Origin of the sequence: Spiribacter roseus, from assembly GCF_002813635.1 — a bacterium.
In the GTDB taxonomy this organism is placed as follows: Bacteria; Pseudomonadota; Gammaproteobacteria; order Nitrococcales; family Nitrococcaceae; genus Spiribacter; species Spiribacter roseus.
The window spans coordinates 55,348-74,351 of sequence record NZ_CP016382.1 but is presented as its reverse complement, the minus strand read 5'-3'; the positions used below and the strand labels follow the sequence as shown (position 1 = coordinate 74,351).

Annotated in this window: 16 protein-coding genes and 1 tRNA gene; 9 read left to right on the top strand and 8 right to left on the bottom strand. The window is 67.4% G+C overall.

The annotated features are described in order from the left end of the window. Positions 1-8 precede the first annotated feature (8 nt). The 3 genes from BBH56_RS00380 to BBH56_RS00370 all read left to right on the top strand — a co-directional run bounded on the left by BBH56_RS00380 (position 9) and on the right by BBH56_RS00370 (position 4,655). A complete protein-coding gene (locus BBH56_RS00380) occupies positions 9-2,198 on the top strand; it encodes a primosomal protein N' (RefSeq protein ID WP_148121567.1) in 2,190 nt (729 codons plus the stop codon). A gap of 67 nt (positions 2,199-2,265) precedes the next feature. Continuing rightward, the gene (gene argS / locus BBH56_RS00375; protein ID WP_148121566.1) at positions 2,266-4,026 is read left to right on the top strand and encodes an arginine--tRNA ligase; all 1,761 of its coding nucleotides are present in this window, start codon (positions 2,266-2,268) and stop codon (positions 4,024-4,026) included. Positions 4,027-4,028: 2 nt separating this feature from the next. Next, positions 4,029-4,655 carry an SPOR domain-containing protein gene (locus tag BBH56_RS00370; RefSeq protein ID WP_148121565.1) on the top strand — a complete coding sequence of 209 codons (627 nt, stop codon included), beginning with the start codon at positions 4,029-4,031 and terminating at the stop codon, positions 4,653-4,655. 10 nt (positions 4,656-4,665) lie between these two features. Here the strand turns inward: BBH56_RS00370 and BBH56_RS00365 are convergent, their stop codons facing one another. The 3 genes from BBH56_RS00365 to glnK form a co-directional block, all read right to left on the bottom strand. Beyond that, positions 4,666-5,550: an NAD(P)-dependent oxidoreductase gene (locus BBH56_RS00365; RefSeq protein ID WP_148121564.1), complete on the bottom strand. Its 885-nt coding sequence runs from the start codon at positions 5,548-5,550 to the stop codon at positions 4,666-4,668. 125 nt (positions 5,551-5,675) lie between these two features. Beyond that, positions 5,676-6,923, bottom strand: a complete 1,248-nt coding sequence (locus BBH56_RS00360) for an ammonium transporter (protein WP_144347052.1) — start codon at positions 6,921-6,923, stop codon at positions 5,676-5,678. A 22-nt stretch (positions 6,924-6,945) separates the two neighbouring features. Continuing rightward, complete coding sequence (glnK, locus tag BBH56_RS00355; RefSeq protein ID WP_069133919.1) at positions 6,946-7,284, bottom strand: P-II family nitrogen regulator; 339 nt, start codon at positions 7,282-7,284, stop codon at positions 6,946-6,948. Between the two features lie 250 nt (positions 7,285-7,534). Here glnK and ubiK point away from each other — a divergent pair, with 250 nt between their 5' ends. Genes ubiK through BBH56_RS00335 form a run of 4 tightly spaced genes read left to right on the top strand, consistent with a single transcriptional unit; the run spans position 7,535 to position 12,661 of the window. Next, the gene (gene ubiK / locus BBH56_RS00350; protein WP_148121563.1) at positions 7,535-7,816 is read left to right on the top strand and encodes a ubiquinone biosynthesis accessory factor UbiK; all 282 of its coding nucleotides are present in this window, start codon (positions 7,535-7,537) and stop codon (positions 7,814-7,816) included. Positions 7,817-7,869: 53 nt separating this feature from the next. Next, positions 7,870-9,363, top strand: a complete 1,494-nt coding sequence (locus BBH56_RS00345; protein WP_148121562.1) for a YifB family Mg chelatase-like AAA ATPase — start codon at positions 7,870-7,872, stop codon at positions 9,361-9,363. Between the two features lie 29 nt (positions 9,364-9,392). Beyond that, the gene (locus BBH56_RS00340; RefSeq protein WP_148121561.1) at positions 9,393-10,655 is read left to right on the top strand and encodes a D-amino acid dehydrogenase; all 1,263 of its coding nucleotides are present in this window, start codon (positions 9,393-9,395) and stop codon (positions 10,653-10,655) included. A 20-nt stretch (positions 10,656-10,675) separates the two neighbouring features. Next, positions 10,676-12,661 carry a monovalent cation:proton antiporter family protein gene (locus BBH56_RS00335; protein WP_148121560.1) on the top strand — a complete coding sequence of 662 codons (1,986 nt, stop codon included), beginning with the start codon at positions 10,676-10,678 and terminating at the stop codon, positions 12,659-12,661. Here BBH56_RS00335 and BBH56_RS00330 read toward each other — a convergent pair whose 3' ends face one another. Next, positions 12,662-13,171: a c-type cytochrome gene (locus tag BBH56_RS00330; RefSeq protein WP_148121559.1), complete on the bottom strand. Its 510-nt coding sequence runs from the start codon at positions 13,169-13,171 to the stop codon at positions 12,662-12,664. A 106-nt stretch (positions 13,172-13,277) separates the two neighbouring features. Here BBH56_RS00330 and BBH56_RS00325 point away from each other — a divergent pair. Together BBH56_RS00325 and BBH56_RS00320 are read left to right on the top strand one after the other, a co-directional pair. Then, a tRNA-Arg gene (locus tag BBH56_RS00325) sits at positions 13,278-13,354 on the top strand. Between the two features lie 27 nt (positions 13,355-13,381). Beyond that, a complete protein-coding gene (locus BBH56_RS00320; protein WP_069133913.1) occupies positions 13,382-14,404 on the top strand; it encodes a histone deacetylase family protein in 1,023 nt (340 codons plus the stop codon). A 200-nt stretch (positions 14,405-14,604) separates the two neighbouring features. Here BBH56_RS00320 and BBH56_RS00315 read toward each other — a convergent pair whose 3' ends face one another. From BBH56_RS00315 to BBH56_RS00300, 4 genes are read right to left on the bottom strand one after another with little or no spacing between them, the layout of a single operon-like run. Beyond that, positions 14,605-15,498: a recombination-associated protein RdgC gene (locus tag BBH56_RS00315; protein WP_069133912.1), complete on the bottom strand. Its 894-nt coding sequence runs from the start codon at positions 15,496-15,498 to the stop codon at positions 14,605-14,607. 30 nt (positions 15,499-15,528) lie between these two features. Next, entirely contained in the window at positions 15,529-16,677 is a 1,149-nt protein-coding gene (locus BBH56_RS00310; RefSeq protein ID WP_148121558.1) for a 5-(carboxyamino)imidazole ribonucleotide synthase, read from the bottom strand. Continuing rightward, on the bottom strand, positions 16,674-17,165 hold the full coding sequence (gene purE / locus BBH56_RS00305; protein WP_069133910.1) for a 5-(carboxyamino)imidazole ribonucleotide mutase: 492 nt from the start codon (positions 17,163-17,165) through the stop codon (positions 16,674-16,676). Before purE ends, BBH56_RS00310 begins: the two co-directional genes overlap by 4 nt. Continuing rightward, entirely contained in the window at positions 17,155-18,957 is a 1,803-nt protein-coding gene (locus BBH56_RS00300; protein WP_148121557.1) for a PHA/PHB synthase family protein, read from the bottom strand. The genes purE and BBH56_RS00300 overlap by 11 nt, the downstream gene beginning before the upstream one ends. Between the last annotated feature and the right edge of the window lie 47 nt (positions 18,958-19,004).

Genomic DNA, 19,004 nt, shown 5'->3' with positions numbered 1-19,004 from the left:
CCCCGCCCATGACCGATATCATCCGAGTCGCGGTGGCGGGGCCCTTCACTGAGGCCCTCGACTACCTACCCCCCGCCAACGGTCCCGCGCCGGCCGTGGGCGCCCGTGTCCGGGTTCCGCTGGGGCGCCGCGAGCGGGTGGGGATCGTCACCGCCGGCCCCACCGCCAGCGATCTGGCCGCCGACCGGCTGCGACCGATCATCGATGTCATCGACCCGACGCCGCTGCTCGATCCCGCCACCATGGCCCTGATCGAATGGGCCGCCCGCTATTATCACCACCCGCCGGGCGAGGCCTATCTCACCGCCCTGCCGACACGGCTGCGCCGTGGCGATCCGGCGACGCCCGGCCAGTCCACCGCCTGGCACCTGACCGACGCGGGTCGTGCGGCTCAGCCCGACGCCCGGGCGCGACGGGCACCCCGCCAGCGCCAGCTGCTCGAGGCCCTGCAGCGCAGCGGCACGCTGACCCCCGTGCAGCTCGCGGGCATCGGTGGCGACGCCCGCAGCGTGCTCAGGCGTCTGGTCGAGCAGGGACTGGCGGCCACCGATACCGCCCCCGACTACGGCCTGTTGCCGGGACGCGCCGATCAACCCGGCGCCGCCCTCAATGACGAGCAGCAGGCCTGCGCCGCCGCCATCCGCCCGACGGCCGGGCATGCCGCCATCCTGATCGACGGCGTGACCGGCAGTGGCAAGACCGAGGTCTATCTGGACGCCATCGCCCGCACCCTCGAATGCGGGCGGCAGGTCCTGGTCATCGTCCCCGAAATCGGCCTGACCCCTCAGCTCGTGCAGCGCTTTCAAAGCCGTCTCAGCGGGCGGATCGCCATCCTCCATTCGGGGCAGGCCGATGGCGAGCGCCTCAATGCCTGGCTGGCGGCGCGGGCAGGCGTGGCGGACGTGGTCATCGGCACGCGATCGGCGGTATTCGTGCCGCTGGCCCGGCCCGGATTGATCGTCATCGATGAAGAGCACGACGCCTCGCTCAAGCAACAGGAGGGGTTTCGCTACTCGGCGCGGGATCTGGCGGTGCTGCGCGCCTACCGCAGCGACGTCCCCGTTGTCCTCGGCTCGGCGACGCCGTCGCTGGAAAGCCTCGCGAATGCCGCGCAGGGGCGCTATCAACACCATGCGTTGACCCAGCGGGCCGGTCATGCCCGGCCGCCCTCAATGCAGCTGCTGGACATGCGCGGTCAGCCCACCCGGGAAGGCCTCTCGCAGCCGCTCATCGACCGGGTACAGAGCCATCTGGATGCCGGCGGTCAGGCCCTGCTATTTCTCAACCGACGCGGCTTTGCCCCGACACTGATCTGCCATGAATGCGGCTGGCTCGCCGAGTGCGATCGCTGCGACGCCCGCTATACCTATCACCGCGGGCGTGGCCGCCTGCACTGCCATCACTGCAATCGCGAGCAGCGCCTGCCACACCACTGCCCGAGCTGCGGCAGCGTCGATCTGCGCGCACTGGGATTGGGTACCGAGCGGATCGAGGCGGCGTTGACCGAGGCCTTCCCGCATACCCCCCCGGTGCGCATCGACCGCGACAGCACCCGCCGCCGCGGCAGCTTCGAGCAGGCCATGCAGCGGGCGCAGACCGGCGAGACGCGGCTGATCCTGGGCACCCAGATGCTCGCCAAGGGCCATCATCTGCCGGCGGTGACGCTGGTCGCCATCGTTGACGCCGACCAGGGCCTGTTCGGTGCCGATTTTCGGGCGCCTGAGCGGCTCGCCCAGCAGGTCATTCAGGTCGCCGGGCGGGCCGGCCGGGCCGAGCGGCCCGGCGAGGTGGTCATCCAGACCCATCACCCGGAGCACCCGCTGCTCCAGCAGCTGCTGCACGGTGGCTACCCGGCGTTCGCCCGGACGGCACTGGCCGAGCGTGAGGCCGCCGGACTGCCGCCCATGCGGGCGATGGCACTGATCCGCGCCGAGGCCACCGACCGTCACGCGCCACTGGCCTTTCTACGCGCCGCCGTGCCACTGGCCCCCGCCGACGACGCGGTGGAGCGGCTCGGTCCGTTTCCCGCACCCATGGAGCGACGCGCCGGTCGCCATCGCGCCCAGCTGATGCTTCTGGCCGACAGCCGTAGCAATCTGCAGGCCGTGCTCAGCGGCTGGCTGCCGGCACTGGGGCGGCTGCCCGAGGCGCGGCAGGTGCGCTGGTCGGTGGATGTCGATCCGGCCGAGTCGCTGTAGCGCTTGAAGACTGCGACCGAGGCCGGATAATGGTCGCTCGTTTGCCAACCGGATATTGAACACCCCGATGAAAGAAGAACTCGTCGATCTGCTGAGTCAGGCCCTGCAATCCCTGGCCGCCGCCGAATCCCTCAGCCTTCCCGACCGGATCGACATCCAGCTCGAGCGCGGCCGCGGCAGCGGCCACGGCGACTACGCCAGCAACCTCGCCATGCGTCTGGCCCCGGTACTGCGCCAGAACCCCCGCGAGCTGGCGACCCGGCTGGTGGCCCATCTGCCGGTGCATGCCCACATCGATCAGGTCGAGGTGGCCGGCCCCGGGTTCATCAACTTCTTTCTCACCCGCGATGCGGCCAACGCCGTCATCGCCCGGATCCACCGCGAGGGCCGTGAATTCGGCCGCAGCCACTATGGCCGGGGCCAGCAGGTGATCGTCGAGTTCGTCTCGGCCAACCCCACCGGCCCGCTGCATGTCGGCCATGGCCGCGGCGCCGCCTTTGGGGCGGCGCTGGCCGACGTGCTCGAGGCGACCGGCCACGCCGTCCATCGCGAGTATTACATCAACGACGCCGGGCGGCAGATGCATATCCTCGCCGTCAGCGTGCTGATCCGCTATCTGGAACATCGTGGCGAGTCCATGGCCTTTCCCGCCAACGGCTATCGCGGCGACTACATCCACGGCATTGCCCGCGATCTGGAGGCCGAGGCCGGCGAGCGCTACCGCATCACCGCCGCCGAGCTGACCGCTGGTCTGCCCGCCGATGCCCACGCCGGCGGCGACAAGGAGGCGTATATCGACGCCCTCATCGCGCGCGCCCGGGGCCTGCTGGGAGAAGGCCGCTACGAGGAGATCCTCGAAGCGGCGGTCACCGCCATCACCGGGGATATCGCCGAGGACCTGGCCGCCTTCGGTGTCCGCTACGACCGCTGGTTCAGCGAGCGCGCACTGGTGCGCACCGGCGCGGTGGAGCATGCCCTCGAGCAGCTCCAGGCCGCCGGCGCGCTCTACGACGCCGAGGGTGCCCGCTGGTTCCGCTCCACCGACTATGGCGATGACAAGGACCGGGTGGTGCGCCGGGCGGATGGGCAGACCACCTACTTCGCCTCGGACATCGCCTATCACCTGAACAAGTTCGAGCGTGGCTTCGAACAGGCCATCGATGTCTTCGGCGCCGATCATCACGGCTACATGGCCCGCGTGCGGGCGAGCCTCGAGGCGTTTGGCCATGCCACCGACGCGCTCACCTTCCGGCTGGTGCAGTTCGCCATCCTCTACCGCGGCTCCGAGCGCCTGCCCATGTCGACCCGTGCCGGCGAGTTCGTCACCCTGCGCGCCCTCCGCGACGAGGTGGGCAACGACGCCGCCCGCTTTTTCTATGTCATGCGTCGGCCCGAACAGCACCTCGACTTCGACCTCGAGCTGGCCAAGTCGCAGTCCAACGACAACCCGGTCTACTACATTCAGTACGCCCACGCCCGGGTCTGCAGCGTACGCCGGCAGAGGCACGAGCGCGGGATCGAGCATGACCACGACAACGGGCTGAGCCATGTCGACCGGCTCGACGCCGATCATGAGCAGGCCCTCATTCAGGCCCTCGGCCGCTACCCCGAGGCGCTCGAGTCGGCGGCGGCCAATCACGAGCCGCACCTGCTGGCCGCCTACCTGCGCGAGCTGGCCGGCGCGTTTCACACCTACTACAACGCCCATACGTTCCTGGTCGACGACCGCGACCTGCGCGATGCCCGCCTGACGCTGATCGAGGCCGTGCGCCAGGTGGTGCGCAATGGCCTCGATCTGCTGGGCGTCTCGGCACCGGAACGCATGTAGACATGGCAGCGAAGGGCAGCACCCGCCGCAAGCCGGCCCGCAAGAGCAATGGGCAGGCGAGCCGTCCGACCCGCGCCCGGGCGGCGTCGGGCCGTCGGCCGGGTGCCATTGTCTGGGGGGCGACGGGGCTGGCCGTCGGCCTGCTGGTGGCCCTGGTGGTGCACCTCGAGCATCGCCGGCCCGATGCACCCCGCGCCGACGCAACCGCAGACAGTGAAGCGGCCCCCTCGCCGGCGACGCAGGACGATCAGCCGCGGTTCGAGTTCTATCGCCTGCTCAACGAGCAGGAGGTGGAAGTGGGCGAGCGGGATGACGGCGGGGAGCCGCCCGCACCGGCCGTGCCCGAGGCCGATCCCGCCGCTGATCCACCGGCCGCCCCCGAATCGGACGGCACCCGCTATCTGCTGCAGGCCGGCTCGTTCCGTCAGGCGGAGGATGCCGATTCACTGAAAGCCAGCCTGGCGCTGCTGGGCATCCAGGCCCGCGTCCAGGTGGTCGAGCTGCCCGGCGGCGAGACCTGGCACCGGGTTCGCGTGGGGCCGTTCGCCGATCTCGAGCAGGTCAATGGAGTCAGGGCGCGGATGGCCGATCAGCAGATCGAATCCATCCTCCTCCAGGCCGGCGGCTGACCCGCCCGGCCTAGAGACTCTTGCGGTTGCCCGATTCGAACAGCTCGCGCTTGAGGCGGAACAGCGCCGAGGTGTCCTCGTCGCCGTAGCCCTGATCCAGCAGGCGCTCATAGTGCTTGATGGTCATCTCCACCAGCGGCAGATTGACGTCGAGCTTCTGCAGCAGGTCGCGGCACAGGTTGAGATCCTTGTGATGCAGCGACACCCGGAAGCCGGGCTCAAAATCGCCGGCCAGTATCCGGCTGCCACGGCGCTCGAGCAGACGGCTTCCCGCCGCGCCACCGGTGAGAACCGGCAGCAGGCGCTCGGTGTCGAGGCCACTCGCCTCAGCGAATGACAGTGACTCGCTGATCGCTTGGACGATGCCGGCAACCATCACCTGATTGACCGCCTTGGCCCGCTGGCCACTGCCCACCGGCCCGAAGTGCGTCGCGTCGCTGCCGATGGCCTGCAGGGCCGGGCGCACCCGCTCGAGCACCGCCGGGTCGCCGCCCACCATGATCTGCAGGGTGCCGGCCTCGGCGCCCTCGGGGCCACCGGTGACCGGCGCATCCAGGAACGTCGCGCCCTTCGCCTCCAGCATCGCGGCGGCCTCGCCGGCCGCGTCCACGCCAATGGTCGAGGTATCGATCACCACATCACGCGGGCTGACACCCGCCGCCAGCGCCGCAACCACTTCCAGCACATCGGCATCCGCGCGGACGCAGGTGATGACCACATCGCAGGCGTCGGCAAGCGCCGTCGCATCGTCGGCCACCGGTACGTCCAGCTCATTGCCGAGGGCATCGGCCGTGGCCCGCGTGCGGTTCCACACCCCCGCGAGCAGTCCATCGGCGGACAGGTTCCGCGCCATCGCCCGGCCCATCACGCCCAGTCCGGCAACACCCACTTTCATGCTTGTCTCCCTATCGTGCGTCAGCCCATCTGAGGCCCGGCAGTCTAACGCAGGTGCTCATCCTGCCCCAGAAAAAAAACGGGCGCCCGAAGGCGCCCGTGGGTCCGTGGTTCAGCCGGTCCGCGTTAGCGCGGGTTGCTGAACTCCGGATAGGCCTCGACACCGCATTCGACAATGTCGAGCCCGGTCTCTTCATCCTCCTCGGAGACACGCAGTCCGATCACCGCCTTGAGGATGGTCATGAGGATGTAGCTGACGCCAAAGGTCCAGACGAAGATCGTCACCAGACCGATGATCTGCGGCCCGAAGCTGGCGCCTTCATTCCACAGCGGCACCGCCAGGACACCCCAGATGCCGGCCGTGCCGTGCGCGGAGATGGCACCCACCGGGTCGTCGAGCTTGAGCTTGTCGAGTCCGACGATGGAGAACACCACCAGCACGCCGCCGACAACGCCGATCAGGGTCGCGCCCAGCAGACTCGGCACGTTGGGACCCGCGGTGATCGACACCAGACCGGCGATACCGCCGTTGAGGGCCATGGTCAGGTCGGCCTTGCCGAACATCAGGCGCGCGGTGACCAGCGCGGCGACGACACCACCGGCAGCGGCCAGGTTGGTGTTGGCGAACACCAGGGCGACCGCGTTGGCTGAGCCGGCGTCGGAGAGCTTGAGCTCGGAGCCGCCGTTAAAGCCGAACCAGCCGAACCACAGGATGAACACACCCAGCGTCGCCAGCGGCATGTTGGCACCCGGAATCGGCTTGACCTCGCCATTGGGGCCGAACTTGCCCTTGCGCGGGCCCAGCACCATCACCGCCGCCAGCGCCGCGGCCGCACCGAACATGTGGACGATGCCCGAGCCGGCGTAATCGGAGTAACCGACCTCGGCCAGGAAGCCACCACCCCAGCTCCAGAAGCCCTGGATGGGATAGACCAGGCCGGTGACGATCACCGTGAACAGGAGGAACGTCCAGAGCTTCATCCGCTCGGCCACGGCACCCGAGACGATCGACATCGCGGTTGCCACGAACACCACCTGGAAAAAGAAGTCGGAGATGTTCGAGTAGTAGGCATCGCTGCCCGCGGCGATGTCCGCCGGCACGTTATCCGATGCGCCGAGAATGCCGCCGATGGACGGAATGACGCTGCTGATGCCGCCGCCATACATGATGTTGTAGCCGATCAGCATGTACATGATGCAGGCGATCGCGTAGAGCGAAACGTTCTTGGTGAGGATCTCGGTGGTGTTCTTCGAGCGCACCAGGCCCGATTCGAGCATGGTGAACCCGGCGGCCATCCACATGACCAGCGCCCCGGAGATCAGGAAGTAAAAAGTATCCAGCGCGTAGGCCAGTTCGTTGAATTCTGCAGACATGTTTCAGACTCCCAGTGATTCCTTAGAGTGCGTCTTTGTCGGTTTCACCCGTACGAATGCGGATGGCCTGTTCGACGGGCGAGACAAAGATCTTGCCGTCGCCGATCTTGCCGGTGTTGGCCGCCTTGCTGATGGCCTCCATGGCGCGTTCGACAAGATCATCGTCGAGCACGACCTCGACCTTCATCTTGGGCAGGAAATCGACGACGTACTCAGCCCCCCGATAGAGCTCGGTGTGGCCTTTCTGACGGCCAAATCCCTTGACCTCGGTGACGGTGACGCCCTGCACGCCGATCTCCGAGAGTGACTCCCGGACATCGTCGAGCTTGAAAGGCTTGATAATCGCAGTGATCAGCTTCATGCCTGAACTCCCCTGTCGGGACCGGATCCCCCGGTGCCCATGAACGATATAAATGCACCAGAGTTTATGCACGGACCGTGCCAACGAGCGGGCGCTCAGCGATCGGCGACCTGATCCTGTGCATCGCGGGCAATATGCACTTTCTCGGTGCAAACTCCGTTCATCGGACGCACCAAAATGAGTCGCCCCGTGGATTGGGAATTGCCCGCGAACGCCTTAAACTGGCCCGACAGTCAACGGAGGCCGAACAATGCTCGATCCGAAACAGCTTGACGACATGGCGAAGCGCTTTTCCGAAAACCTGCCCAGCGGGCTGCGCGACTTTCAGGCGGAAGTCGAGAAGAACGCCCGGGTGGCGCTGCAGAGCACTTTCAGCCGGATGGAGCTCGTCACCCGCGAGGAATTCGACGCCCAGGCCAAGGTGCTTGCCCGCACCCGCGAGCGCCTCGAGGCGATGGAAGCCCGGGTCGCGGCGCTCGAGGGGACGCCAACAACCGGCGAAGCGGCACAGCCGGACGACGCCGCCGACTGATTCCCGCCCGCCATACGCGGGGTCCTCAGCTTCGCACAGGGAGGTGCGTCGCCATGGCACTGGCACAGATTCAGGCCCGCGCGGCGGTGGGCATCGACGCCCCGCGCGTGGGCGTCGAGGTTCATCTGGGCGGCGGTCTGCCGTCGCTGTCCATCGTGGGATTGCCCAATACGGCGGTGCGCGAGGCCCGCGACCGGGTCCGCGGGGCACTGACCACCAGCGGTTTTGAATTCCCGCGTCGCCGCATCACCGTCAATCTCGCCCCCGCCGATCTGCCCAAGGATGGCGCCCGCTTCGACCTGGCGATTGCGCTGGGCATCCTCGTGGCCTCCGGCCAGATTCCCGGACAGCATTGCGGGACCACCGTGTTCTGCGCCGAGCTGGCGCTGTCCGGCCGCCTGCGTCCGGTCAACGGCACCCTGCCCGTGGCACTGCGCTGTACCGCCGCCTCGGAAACCCTCGTCGTTGCCGCCGACAATGCCGCCGAGGCCGCGCTGGCGGGTGGCCCCGTGCATGGCGCCGATCATCTGCTCGATGTGACCCGGCATCTCGGCGGCAAGCGTCCCCTGCCACCGGCGCAGCCCAGCGGGCGCGGCCATGCCCCGGCAGGCCCCGATCTGCGCGATGTCATCGCCCAGGCGCCGGCGCGGCGGGCCCTTGAAATCGCCGCGGCCGGCGGCCATAGCCTGCTGTTCTGCGGCCCGCCCGGCAGTGGCAAAAGCCTGATGGCGGCGCGCCTGCCAGGCCTGCTGCCCGCCATGACCGATGCCGAGGCAATGGAGTCGGCATCGCTGCACTCCATCGCCGAGGGTTGCTTTGACCCCGCTCACTGGGCCCGACGCCCCTTCCGCAGCCCCCATCACAGCACATCGTCGCGGGCACTGACCGGCGGTGGCATGCGCCCGCGGCCCGGCGAGATCTCGCTCGCCCACCACGGGGTGCTGTTCCTCGACGAGCTGCCCGAATTCCCCCGTGAAGCCCTCGAGGCCCTGCGCGAGCCACTCGAGACCGGCGAAATCAGCGTCTCGCGGGTCAACGCGCGGCTGCGCTTTCCCGCCCGCTTCCAGCTGATTGCGGCCATGAACCCCTGCCCCTGCGGCTACGAGGGTGACAGCGACCATGACTGCCGCTGCACGCCGGCGCAGATCCGTCGCTACGGCAACCGCATCAGCGGTCCGTTGCTGGATCGCATCGATCTGCAGGTGCGGGTCCCCCGGCTGACCGCCGCCCAGCTCGACACCTGCACTGAGGGCGAGTCCAGCGACGCGGTGGCCCGCCGCGTCCAGATCGCCCGCGAGCGCCAGCTGGACCGTGACGGGATCCCGGCCAGTCATCTGTCGGTGAGCGCGATGCGCCGCGTCGGCCAACTCGATGCCGCCGGCCGGCAAATCATGCGCCAGGCCACCCAACGCTTTGGTCTGTCGGCACGCGGCTGGCACCGCTGCTGGCGGATCGCGCGCAGCATCGCCGATCTCGACGGCGCTGCCGACATACGGGAACACCACATCGCCGAAGCACTGTCCTATCGTGAGCGGGTTCAGCGTTAAACTGAACGCAATACGTCAGGGGAGGTTCAGTGAATATCATCGTGATGGGCGGCGGCCTGGTCGGCGTGGCCACGGCATGGTATCTACTCGAGGGCGGTCATTCGGTGACGCTGCTCGACCGGGCACCGGAACTGGCCTCGGAGGCGAGCCATGCCAATGGAGCCATGCTCCACGCCAGCCACACTGAGCCCTGGAATACCCCCCAGGCCCTGGGCCAGCTGCTGCGCTGGATGGGGCGCGAGGACTCACCACTGCTGCTGCGGCCCGCGCAACTGCCGCGCCTGATGGGCTGGGGACTGGGATTCCTGCGCTACAGCCGCCCCCATCACCACGCCCGCAACACGGCCGTCAACGCGCGTCTGGCCACTTACAGCCTGCAGCGCATGCGCGAGCTCGAGGCGGAAACCGCCATCGACTATACCCAGGCGCACAACGGCATCCTCAAAATCTTCCGGCATCCCGAGGAAATGGAGACCGCCCGCGCCAGCAGCCGCCTGATGGCGGACTCGGGGGTGCGCCACGAGACGCTGAGCCCCGCCGGGATCAGCCAGCGCGAGCCGGCACTCGCCGATATCCAGGCGGAACTCGCCGGCGGGTTCTTCTACCCCGACGACGCCAGCGGTGATGCCCGCCTTTTCTGTCAGCGGCTGGGCGAGAAGGCCGTCGAGCGCGGACTGACCCTGCGACTGGGCGAATCGGTACAACGCCTGCACGTCAAAGCCGGCCGGCTGCGGGCCATCGACACCGACCAGACCACCCTCGAGGCCGACGCATTCGTGCTGGCCACCGGCGCCGAGGCACCGTACCTGGCCCGTCAGGCAGGCCTTCGCCTGCCCATCAAGCCAGTGAAGGGTTACTCCGCCACGCTGCCCGTGGACGGGCTCGAGGCGGCACCGCGGTTGCCGATCATCGACGATGGCCGCAAGATCGTCATCACGCGACTGGGCGATCAACTGCGCATGGCCGGTACCGCCGAGTTCACCGGTTATGACCGGCGGATACGGCCGCAGCGGGTCGAGCATGTGCTCGAACAGGGGCTGGCGAACTTTCCCGCCCTGGCGCGCCAGGTCGACACCCGCGAGGCCGATCAATGGGCCTGCCTGCGCCCGATGACCATTGATGGTCCGCCGATCCTGGGGCCTAGCGGCATCGACGGGCTCTACCTCAACACCGGCGCCGGCCACCTCGGCTGGACCTTCGCCGCCGGGACCGGGCGCGTCGTCGCTGATATGATCGACCAACGTACGCCGGATATTGATGTCTCCGGCCTGACCCTCGAGCGCTACCAATAGGCGAGGACGCCACCCCGAGCATGGACAGCCTGCAAAGCATCATCCTCCTGCTGACCACCTCCGTGGTGGCGGTCTCGGTGTTCCGCCGGCTGACCCTGCCGCCGATCATCGCCTACCTGGTGGTGGGCATGGCCCTGGGCCCCTCGGCACTGGGTCTTATCCCCGAAAACGAAACCACCCATCTGCTCGCCGAGTTCGGAGTGGTCTTTCTGCTGTTCACCATCGGTCTGGAGTTTTCGTTTCCGCAGCTGCACGCCATGCGCTGGGCCGTGGGCGTACTGGGTGGCAGCCAGGTCACCCTGTGTCTGGCGCTGTTCGGTGGCATCGCCTGGTGGCTGACCGGCTCCATCGAGGTGGGCGTGGTGCTGGGCGGCGCGCTGGCACTGTCGTCCACCGCCATCGTCACCAAGCAGCTCACCGAGCAGGTCGAGGTGCACACCCGACATGGGCGGCGGGCAGTGGGCGTGCTGCTGTTTCAGGATCTGGCGGTCGTCCCGCTGCTGATCGCCATTCCGATCCTGGCCGGCAACAGCGACAACTCACTGACCACCGAGCTGGGGCTGGCGCTGATCAAGGGTGTGGTGGTGTTCGGCATCATGGTCTGGGTGGGGCGCAAGGCACTGCGACCGATCTTCCACGAAGTGGCCCAGGCCCGATCCAACGAGCTGTTCACGCTGACGGTGCTGCTGATCGCGGTCGCCGCAGCCTGGCTGACCCATCTGGCGGGCCTGTCGCTGGCGCTGGGGGCGTTCCTTGCCGGCATCATGCTGGGCGAGACTGAATACCGCTATCAGATCGATGCCGACATCCGACCGTTCCGGGATGTGCTGCTCGGGTTTTTCTTCATCACCGTCGGCATGGTGATCAACCTGCCGGTGCTGATCATGGAGCTGCACTGGGTGCTCCTCATCGCCGCCGGCATGGTGGCCGTCAAGCTGCTGCTGGTGTACGCCATCGCCCGCCGGGTGGACGGCCCACAGGACTCGGGCCGGACCGCGATCATCCTCGCCAACGGCGGTGAGTTCGGCTTTGCCCTGATCGCCCTGGCGATCAGCGCCGGGCTGATGACATCGGCCACCAGCCAGCTGGTGCTGGCCGCCATCGTCCTGAGCATGCTGGCCGCGCCGATCCTCATCCGCCACAACCAGGCGCTCGCCCAGCGCGTGCTCAGTGCCCCGACGGAGGGCGCCAATGCCGTCGACGCCAGGACCGAGGTCTCGCGTATCGCCGAGCCCCTCGCCAACCACGTCATCCTCTGCGGCTATGGCCGGACGGGTCAGAACATCGGCCGCTTCCTGGATCAGGAAGCGCTGCCGTACCTCGCCCTCGACCTCGACCCCCAGCGCGTCCAGGAGGCCCGCAACGCCGGCGACCCGGTCACCTATGGCGATTCCGAGCGACGCGAAGTGCTGCAGGCCGCCGGGCTCGAGCGGGCGCGGATGATCGTGCTCAGCTTTGACAACCCGGCCGGTAGCCTCAAGGTGCTCGAGCATACCCGCGCCGAGCGTCCGGACATTCCGATCATCGTGCGCACCCGCGACGACCGCTGGATCGAGCGCTTTGAAGCGGCCGGCGCCACCGTGGTGGTCCCGGAAATCCTTGAGGCAAGCCTGATGCTGTCCTCCCATGTGCTGGCGCTGCTGGGGGTGCCCATGGCGAAGGTGTTCCGCAGCGTGCGCGAAGTCCGTGGGGATCGTTACCGGCTGCTCAAGGGGTATTTCCACGGCGCCGAGCGCGTGGATATGGAGAAGGTCGGGCGCTTCCAGGAACAGCTCCACGCCATCACGCTCAGTGGAAACGCCCCGGCGATCGGTCAGCGGCTGAGCGACATTGACCCCGACTCCATTGGGGTCACCATCAACGCCGTGCGGCGGGGTGGCATCCGCGGGCCGCAGCCATCACCGGACACCGTACTGCGGGACGGGGATGTACTGGTGGTGTATGGCACGCCCGAGGCCCTCGAGCATGCCGAACACGTCCTGCTCGGCGGCGAGCCGGCGGGCTGATCAGGACTCGGGGACTTCCAGCCCGGTTTCGGATTCGACCATCCACTCGATGGCCGCGCGGATCTCTTCCTCGGAGGCGGCGCCACCCTGCGCGGGCATGTTGCCGTAGCCATTGGCGACGTTCTGGGTGAGCGTTTCCCAGCCCTTGCCAATGCGCTCATTCCAGGCCGCCTTGTCGCCGACCCCGGGAGCATTGAGGAAGTTGCCCTGATGACAGGCGATGCAGACCGCCTGGGTGACCTGCTCGCCGCTGCGCACCTCCATGGCGCCGCCCTCATCCGCGCCGGAGTCCGCCGAGGCGATGGCGGGCGCCGGCTCGCCACTGAGGCGGACGGCGAAATCCGGCGACAGGTTCTGCTCGGCGCGCTCCTCGGCAAGCGCCTGCCGTTCAGAATCCTCGTCACCGAACACCGAATTCGCGATCACGATGAGCAGAACGGTCACGCCCACCAGCGTGGCAATGACCAGTGCGAAGTTACGGACGAAGACACTATCCTGCTCGGCGCTCACTTGATAATCCTCAATTTTCGGGCTGTCACAAAGTATAGCGGCATTGCCCGACACGGCAAACCGGGGGCTATGCCCGGACCGCGGCAGACGCTACAATCTGCGACATGCGCCTGTAGCTCAGCTGGATAGAGCGTCGGCCTCCGAAGCCGAAGGTCGCAGGTTCGAATCCTGCCGGGCGCACCACTCCACATCTCCCAGGGAATAGCCTCCGTGAAAGCCTATTTCGATCACCGTCAGGACCTTCATTACCCCCGGACCTATTTCACCCGTGGCCAGATGCGGGCGCCACAGGAGATCCCCGAGCGGACCGGGCACATCCTCGAGGGCCTCGAACGGGCCGGCGCCCGGCTTGAGACGGTCAGCGATCACGGCATCCAGCCCATCAGCCGGGTGCATGATCTGGGCTATCTGCGGTTTCTGGAATCGTGCCACCGGCGCTGGACGAGCATGCCCGAGGACTGGGGCGACGAGGTGCTCTCGAACGTGTTCGTGCGCGAGCCCAACCCATTGCGGGGCATCCTGGCCGAGGCGGCGCGTTATCTGGCCGATGGCAGCTGCCCGGTGGGCGAGCATACCTGGGAGTCGGCCTACTGGTCGGTGCAGGCCGCGCTGTGCGCCGCCGACGATGTCGTCGCCGGCGATCCGATGGCGTTCGCCCTATGCCGGCCGCCGGGTCACCACGCGCGGGTCGATGCCGCCGGTGGCTTCTGCTACCTGAACAATGCGGCGATCGCCGCCGAAGCGCTGCGTCCGCACTACCCCCGGGTGGCGGTGCTCGACACCGATGTGCATCACGGCCAAGGCATCCAGGAGATCTTCTACGACCGCGCCGATGTCCTTTATGTCTCCATCCACGGCGATCCCACCAATTTCTATCCGGTGGTCACCGGGTTCGAGGATGAGCGCGGCCGCGGCGAGGGCTATGGGACCACCATCAACCTGCCGCTCCCCCACGGCTCCGATGCCGGGGCGTTCTTCGGCAGGCTGGACGAGGCGCTCACCGCCATCCGCCTGTTCGCCCCCGATGCACTGGTGTTCTCCAACGGCTTCGATATCTACCACGAAGACCCGCAGGCGAAGATCGGGGTGAACACGGACGATATCCGCACCCTGGGCGAGCGCGTGGCCGGACTGGGGCTTCCCACGGTGGTCATCCAGGAGGGGGGGTATCACTACGCCAGTCTGGCGACCAACACCGAATCGTTGATGGCGGGGCTCAACACGCCGCGGTGACAACGCGGCGTCGCGGCGGTTCCCGGGCATTTGTGCCCTGCAAGCATAGGCGATCATCCGCCATGGCTATTCCGGCAGCATGCGACAAGGACTAGGATAAGAGTCGTTGTCAGGGGCGATCCCCTGAACCGACTCTCCTCCTCTTGGCCGACGTCATCGTCGGCTTTTTTTTGTCCGGATGACGCCGCTGATGATCCCCGTCAGTCAAACCAGGCCATCAACCGCGGCAGAAACCGACCCAGCTCCTCGGCCATGATCACAAAGTCGGCATCGAACCGCTCCTGCGGCGACTCGGCATCGCGGTCATCGACATCACTCTGTACGCCATCGGTGAACTTCAGTCGCTTGATGGACAGATCCGAGTCGAGCACTGCGTTGACCCGATCATCCCAGGTCATCGCCAGCCGACGGACGCGCTTACCGGCCTTGATATGGCCACGGATTTCGGCGCTGCGCAGGTCCTGGCGTTTGCAGCGCACCTCGGCGCCCTCGCTGCGGGGATCCTCGAACACCGCCTCCTCGCCCGGCTCCAGGTCGGAAGGGAAGCGGTCATGGGCGAGCCACTCGGTCATGACCTGATGCGGCGCGCTCTCGGTCTGCAGCGGCCGGATGGGCAGGCTGCCCAGCAGCGCCCGCAGATCATCCGTGAGCAGCTCGGCCTCACGCCAGGTGGCGGCATCCACAACCAGCCAGCGTCCGCTCAGATCCAGATAGGCGTAGGCGCGTTTGCTGCGCGTGAAGGCCCGTGGCAGCAGATCGATGGTCACCTCTTCTTTGATGCGGGCCTTCTCGCGCCGCCCCAAAGGTCGGGCCATGGCATCCTCGCGCTCGGCCACGCGGGCATCGACGTTTTCCCGCACCACCGCCGGCGGCAGCACCCGGGTTTCGGTCTGCAGGCAGATCATGAAACGGTCACCGGCCGCATGCACCAGCGTCTCACCCCCCTTCTCGAGCGGTGGAACCCAGCCGCGGGTTTCCGGATCATGCGGGCCGACGGGCTGGAACTGGCCGGCACTGAGCCGGTCCTCCAGCGCCTCGGCATCGATGGTGAAGGCATCGGCGATTTGATAGACGCAGAGATTGCGAAACCACATGGTTGATTGATTGTTCCGTGCTGAAAGGGGTCAGGGATTGGGGGGGCGGACCAGGGCGGCCCGGGCCGCCTGGACGCGGCGGACCGCTTCGTCCCGATCCGGGGCCGAGGCGGTCAGATGCCCCATCTTGCGGCCGGGTCTGGGCTCGGCCTTACCGTAGAGGTGCAGGTTGACGCTCGGCGCGGATAGCGCCGCGGCCCAGTCGGGCTCGCCATGCGCCCAGAGATCGCCCAGCAGGTTGGCCATGGCGGTGGGCCGCTGGCGCTGGGTATCCCCCAGTGGCAGGCCACAGACCGCCCGCAGCTGCTGATCGAACTGACTGCTGGGGCAGGCCTCGATGGTCAGATGGCCGGAGTTATGCGGCCGCGGCGCCAGCTCATTGACCAGCAGCTCGCCGTTCTGGTCCAGAAAGAGCTCCACGCAGAGCACACCCACCACGTCGAACGCTTCCATCACGGTCGCGGCGATCTCCCGGGCCCGCGTGATCTGGGCGTCGGTGAGCGGGGCGTCGGCAATGGACACATCCAGGATGTGATCGACGTGCCGGTTCTCGATGACGCCAAAGTCCACCTGATCCCCCGCCGCGCCGCGGGCGGCCACCACCGACAGCTCGGCGGCGAAGTCGACCACGCCCTCGAGAATCGCCGGACCCCGGCCGATGGCCGCCCAGGCCGCCGCCGCATCATCCGCGGTGTCGATCCGGGCCTGGCCCTTGCCGTCATAGCCAAAGCCGGCGGTTTTCAGGATGCAGGGCGTCCCCAGCCGGGCAATGGCGGCCGACAGCGCCTCGAGTGACTCCACCGCTTCGTAGGGGGCGGTGGGCAGCCCGGCGTCGGTCAGGGCATGCTTTTCGCGCCAGCGGTTCTGGCACAGGTGCAGCACCTCGCCGCGCGGTCGCACCGGGCCATGCCGGGCAGCGACATCGGCCGCCGCCGAGGATATGTTCTCGAACTCGAACGTGACCGCATCGACATCGCGGGCGAAGCGCTCGATGGCATCAAGGTCTTCGTAGGCGGCGACGGTCTCGCGGTCGGCGATCTGTCCGGTCGGCGAATCCGTGGCCGGCGAGAGAGTGTGAACGCGATACCCCATGCGCCGCGCGGACTGCGCCAGCATACGGCCCAGCTGCCCACTGCCAAGGATGCCGAGGGTGGCGCCGGGCAGGACCGGGTCAGTCAAGGCAGCTCATCCTCGATCACCTTCTGCGCCTGGGCCTCACGGAAGGCGTCGAGACGCTCGGCAAGGGCCGGGTCATCCGCCGCCAGCATCGCCACGGCGAACAGCGCGGCATTGCGTGCCCCGGATTCGCCGATGGCGAACGTGGCCACCGGCACGCCACCCGGCATCTGCGCGATGGACAGCAGCGAGTCGAGCCCCTTGAGGGCGCGGCTCTGGACCGGCACGCCCAGCACCGGCACCGGCGTCTGGGCCGCCACCATGCCGGGCAGATGGGCGGCTCCACCCGCACCGGCAATGATGGCCCGCAGACCACGCTCCCGCGCCGTCGCCGCGTAGTCGTTCATGCGCGCCGGCGTGCGGTGCGCCGAGACGATCCGGCACTCGTGGCGCACGCCGAGCTCCTTTAGCACACTGTCGGCATGGGCCATGGTCTCCCAGTCGGAGCGACTACCCATGATGATGCCGACCCGCGGGGCGTCATCGACCATCGCTCGGCTCCTTCACGTACCGGCCCGGCGCATCCTCGATGGGGGTCAGCTTGCCATCACCGGGGGTCCGTGCCGGCACCTCGCCACCGCGCTTCGGCGACAGCCACTTGGCCCAGTCGAGCCACCAGGAGCCCTCATGGTGCTTGGCGCCGTTGAACCAGGTATCCGGGTTCTTGGGGTTGCGCCCGTTCAGCCAGTAGCCGTACTTCTGCTTTTCAGGCGGGTTGACGACGCCGGCGATATGCCCCGAGCCACCCAGCACGAAACGCGTCGACCCGCTCAACAGCTGCGAGCCGCGGTAGCAGGCATGCCAGGGCGCGATATGGTCTTCCTTGGCCGAGACGAAATACGACGGCACCTCGACCTTGCCGAGGTCGATGGGAATACCGTCCAGCGTGATGCCGCCCGGCTCGCGCAGCTTGTTCTCGAGGTACATCTTGCGCAGATAGAAGGCATGCATGCGCGCCGGCATGTTGGTGGAGTCCTGGTTCCAGTAGAGCAGATCGAACGGGAACGGATCCTGGCCCTTGAGGTAGTTGTTGACGAAAAACGACCAGACCAGATCGTTGGAGCGCAGACTCGACATGGTCGACGCCATCTGATTGCCGGCCAGGTAGCCACGCTCGTTCATCTGCTTTTCGAGATTGGTGAGCTGCTCCTCGTCAATGAACACCTCGAGCTCGCCGGGGCTGTCAAAGTCCAGCAGCGTGGTCAGGAAGGTGGCGCTGTTCACGCCGCCCTCGCCCCGACTGGCCATCCAGGCGAGGGTTGAGGCCAGCAGCGTGCCGCCCAGACAGTAGCCGATGATGTTGACGTCGCGCTCGCCGACCGCCTGCTCGACGGCATCCAGCGCCGCCAGCGGACCCAGCTTCATGTAGTCCTCGAACTCCTTGTCGGCGAGTTCGGCATCCGGGTTGCGCCATGAAATGACGAACACCGTAAAGCCCTGGTCCACCAGCCATTTGACCAGCGAATTCTTGGGCCGGAGATCGAGAATGTAGTACTTGTTGATCCACGGCGGCACGAACAGCAGCGGCCGGCGCGCCACCTGCTCCGTGGCGGGCGCATACTGGATCAGCTGCATCAGCTCGTTCTCGTACACCACCTTGCCGGGCGTCACCGCCAGATCCTCGCCCACTTCAAAGGCGTTCGGATGCGTCTGGCGGATCTTGAGCTTGCCGTTGCCGCGTTCCAGGTCCTCGAGGAGGTTATTGAGGCCGTCCACCAGGTTCTGGCCGCCGGTCTCGACGGTCCGCTCAAGCACCTCGGGGTTGGTGGCGAGGAAATTGCTGGGCGAAGCGGCGCTGATGAACTGCCGCGTATGGAAGTCGATCTTGCGCTGGGTCTTCTCGTCGAGCCCCTCAACGGTGTTCACCGAGTGATTGAGGTAATCGGCGGTCAACAGATAGGTCTGCTTGACGAAATCGAAGAACGGATTGTCGTCCCAGGCATCGTGCTGGAAGCGCTTGTCGCTCTTCGGCGCGGCGCGCACCGGCTCGCTCTCGACGCCCATCATGCGCAGCGTCTGATTCTGGACAATCGACAGGTAGTCCTGCCAGAAGGCCATCTGCGACTCCATCAACTGCACGGGGTCGGCCATCAGGCGGGTGTAGAGGTCCTGGAAGAGCTTGCTCATGTGCAGCGCATCGTCCACCGAAATCTGCTGGCCGAACTGCTGACGCGTCAGAAAGTCCTTGACCAGATGCTGACTGCGGCCGGCGACCTCGGCCAGCGAGCGTGACAGCTCGTTGGGGTCGACCTGACCGGTTCCGGTATCCTGCTTGTCAGTCATAGCGAGCCTCCGCTCACGAAACAAATGGTGATTGGGATCATACGGCA

Excerpts from the sequence above, each read along its gene's own strand:
- BBH56_RS00360 (WP_144347052.1), bottom strand. The coding sequence starts at position 6,923 with ATGTCTGCAGAATTCAACGAACTGGCCTACGCGCTGGATACTTTTTAC.
- BBH56_RS00380 (WP_148121567.1), top strand. The coding sequence starts at position 9 with ATGACCGATATCATCCGAGTCGCGGTGGCGGGGCCCTTCACTGAGGCC.
- BBH56_RS00365 (WP_148121564.1), bottom strand. The coding sequence starts at position 5,550 with ATGAAAGTGGGTGTTGCCGGACTGGGCGTGATGGGCCGGGCGATGGCG.
- purE (WP_069133910.1), bottom strand. The coding sequence starts at position 17,165 with ATGGTCGATGACGCCCCGCGGGTCGGCATCATCATGGGTAGTCGCTCC.
- BBH56_RS00315 (WP_069133912.1), bottom strand. The coding sequence starts at position 15,498 with ATGTGGTTTCGCAATCTCTGCGTCTATCAAATCGCCGATGCCTTCACC.
- argS (WP_148121566.1), top strand. The coding sequence starts at position 2,266 with ATGAAAGAAGAACTCGTCGATCTGCTGAGTCAGGCCCTGCAATCCCTG.
- BBH56_RS00345 (WP_148121562.1), top strand. The coding sequence starts at position 7,870 with ATGGCACTGGCACAGATTCAGGCCCGCGCGGCGGTGGGCATCGACGCC.
- BBH56_RS00300 (WP_148121557.1), bottom strand. The coding sequence starts at position 18,957 with ATGACTGACAAGCAGGATACCGGAACCGGTCAGGTCGACCCCAACGAG.
- glnK (WP_069133919.1), bottom strand. The coding sequence starts at position 7,284 with ATGAAGCTGATCACTGCGATTATCAAGCCTTTCAAGCTCGACGATGTC.
- ubiK (WP_148121563.1), top strand. The coding sequence starts at position 7,535 with ATGCTCGATCCGAAACAGCTTGACGACATGGCGAAGCGCTTTTCCGAA.
- BBH56_RS00335 (WP_148121560.1), top strand. The coding sequence starts at position 10,676 with ATGGACAGCCTGCAAAGCATCATCCTCCTGCTGACCACCTCCGTGGTG.
- BBH56_RS00370 (WP_148121565.1), top strand. The coding sequence starts at position 4,029 with ATGGCAGCGAAGGGCAGCACCCGCCGCAAGCCGGCCCGCAAGAGCAAT.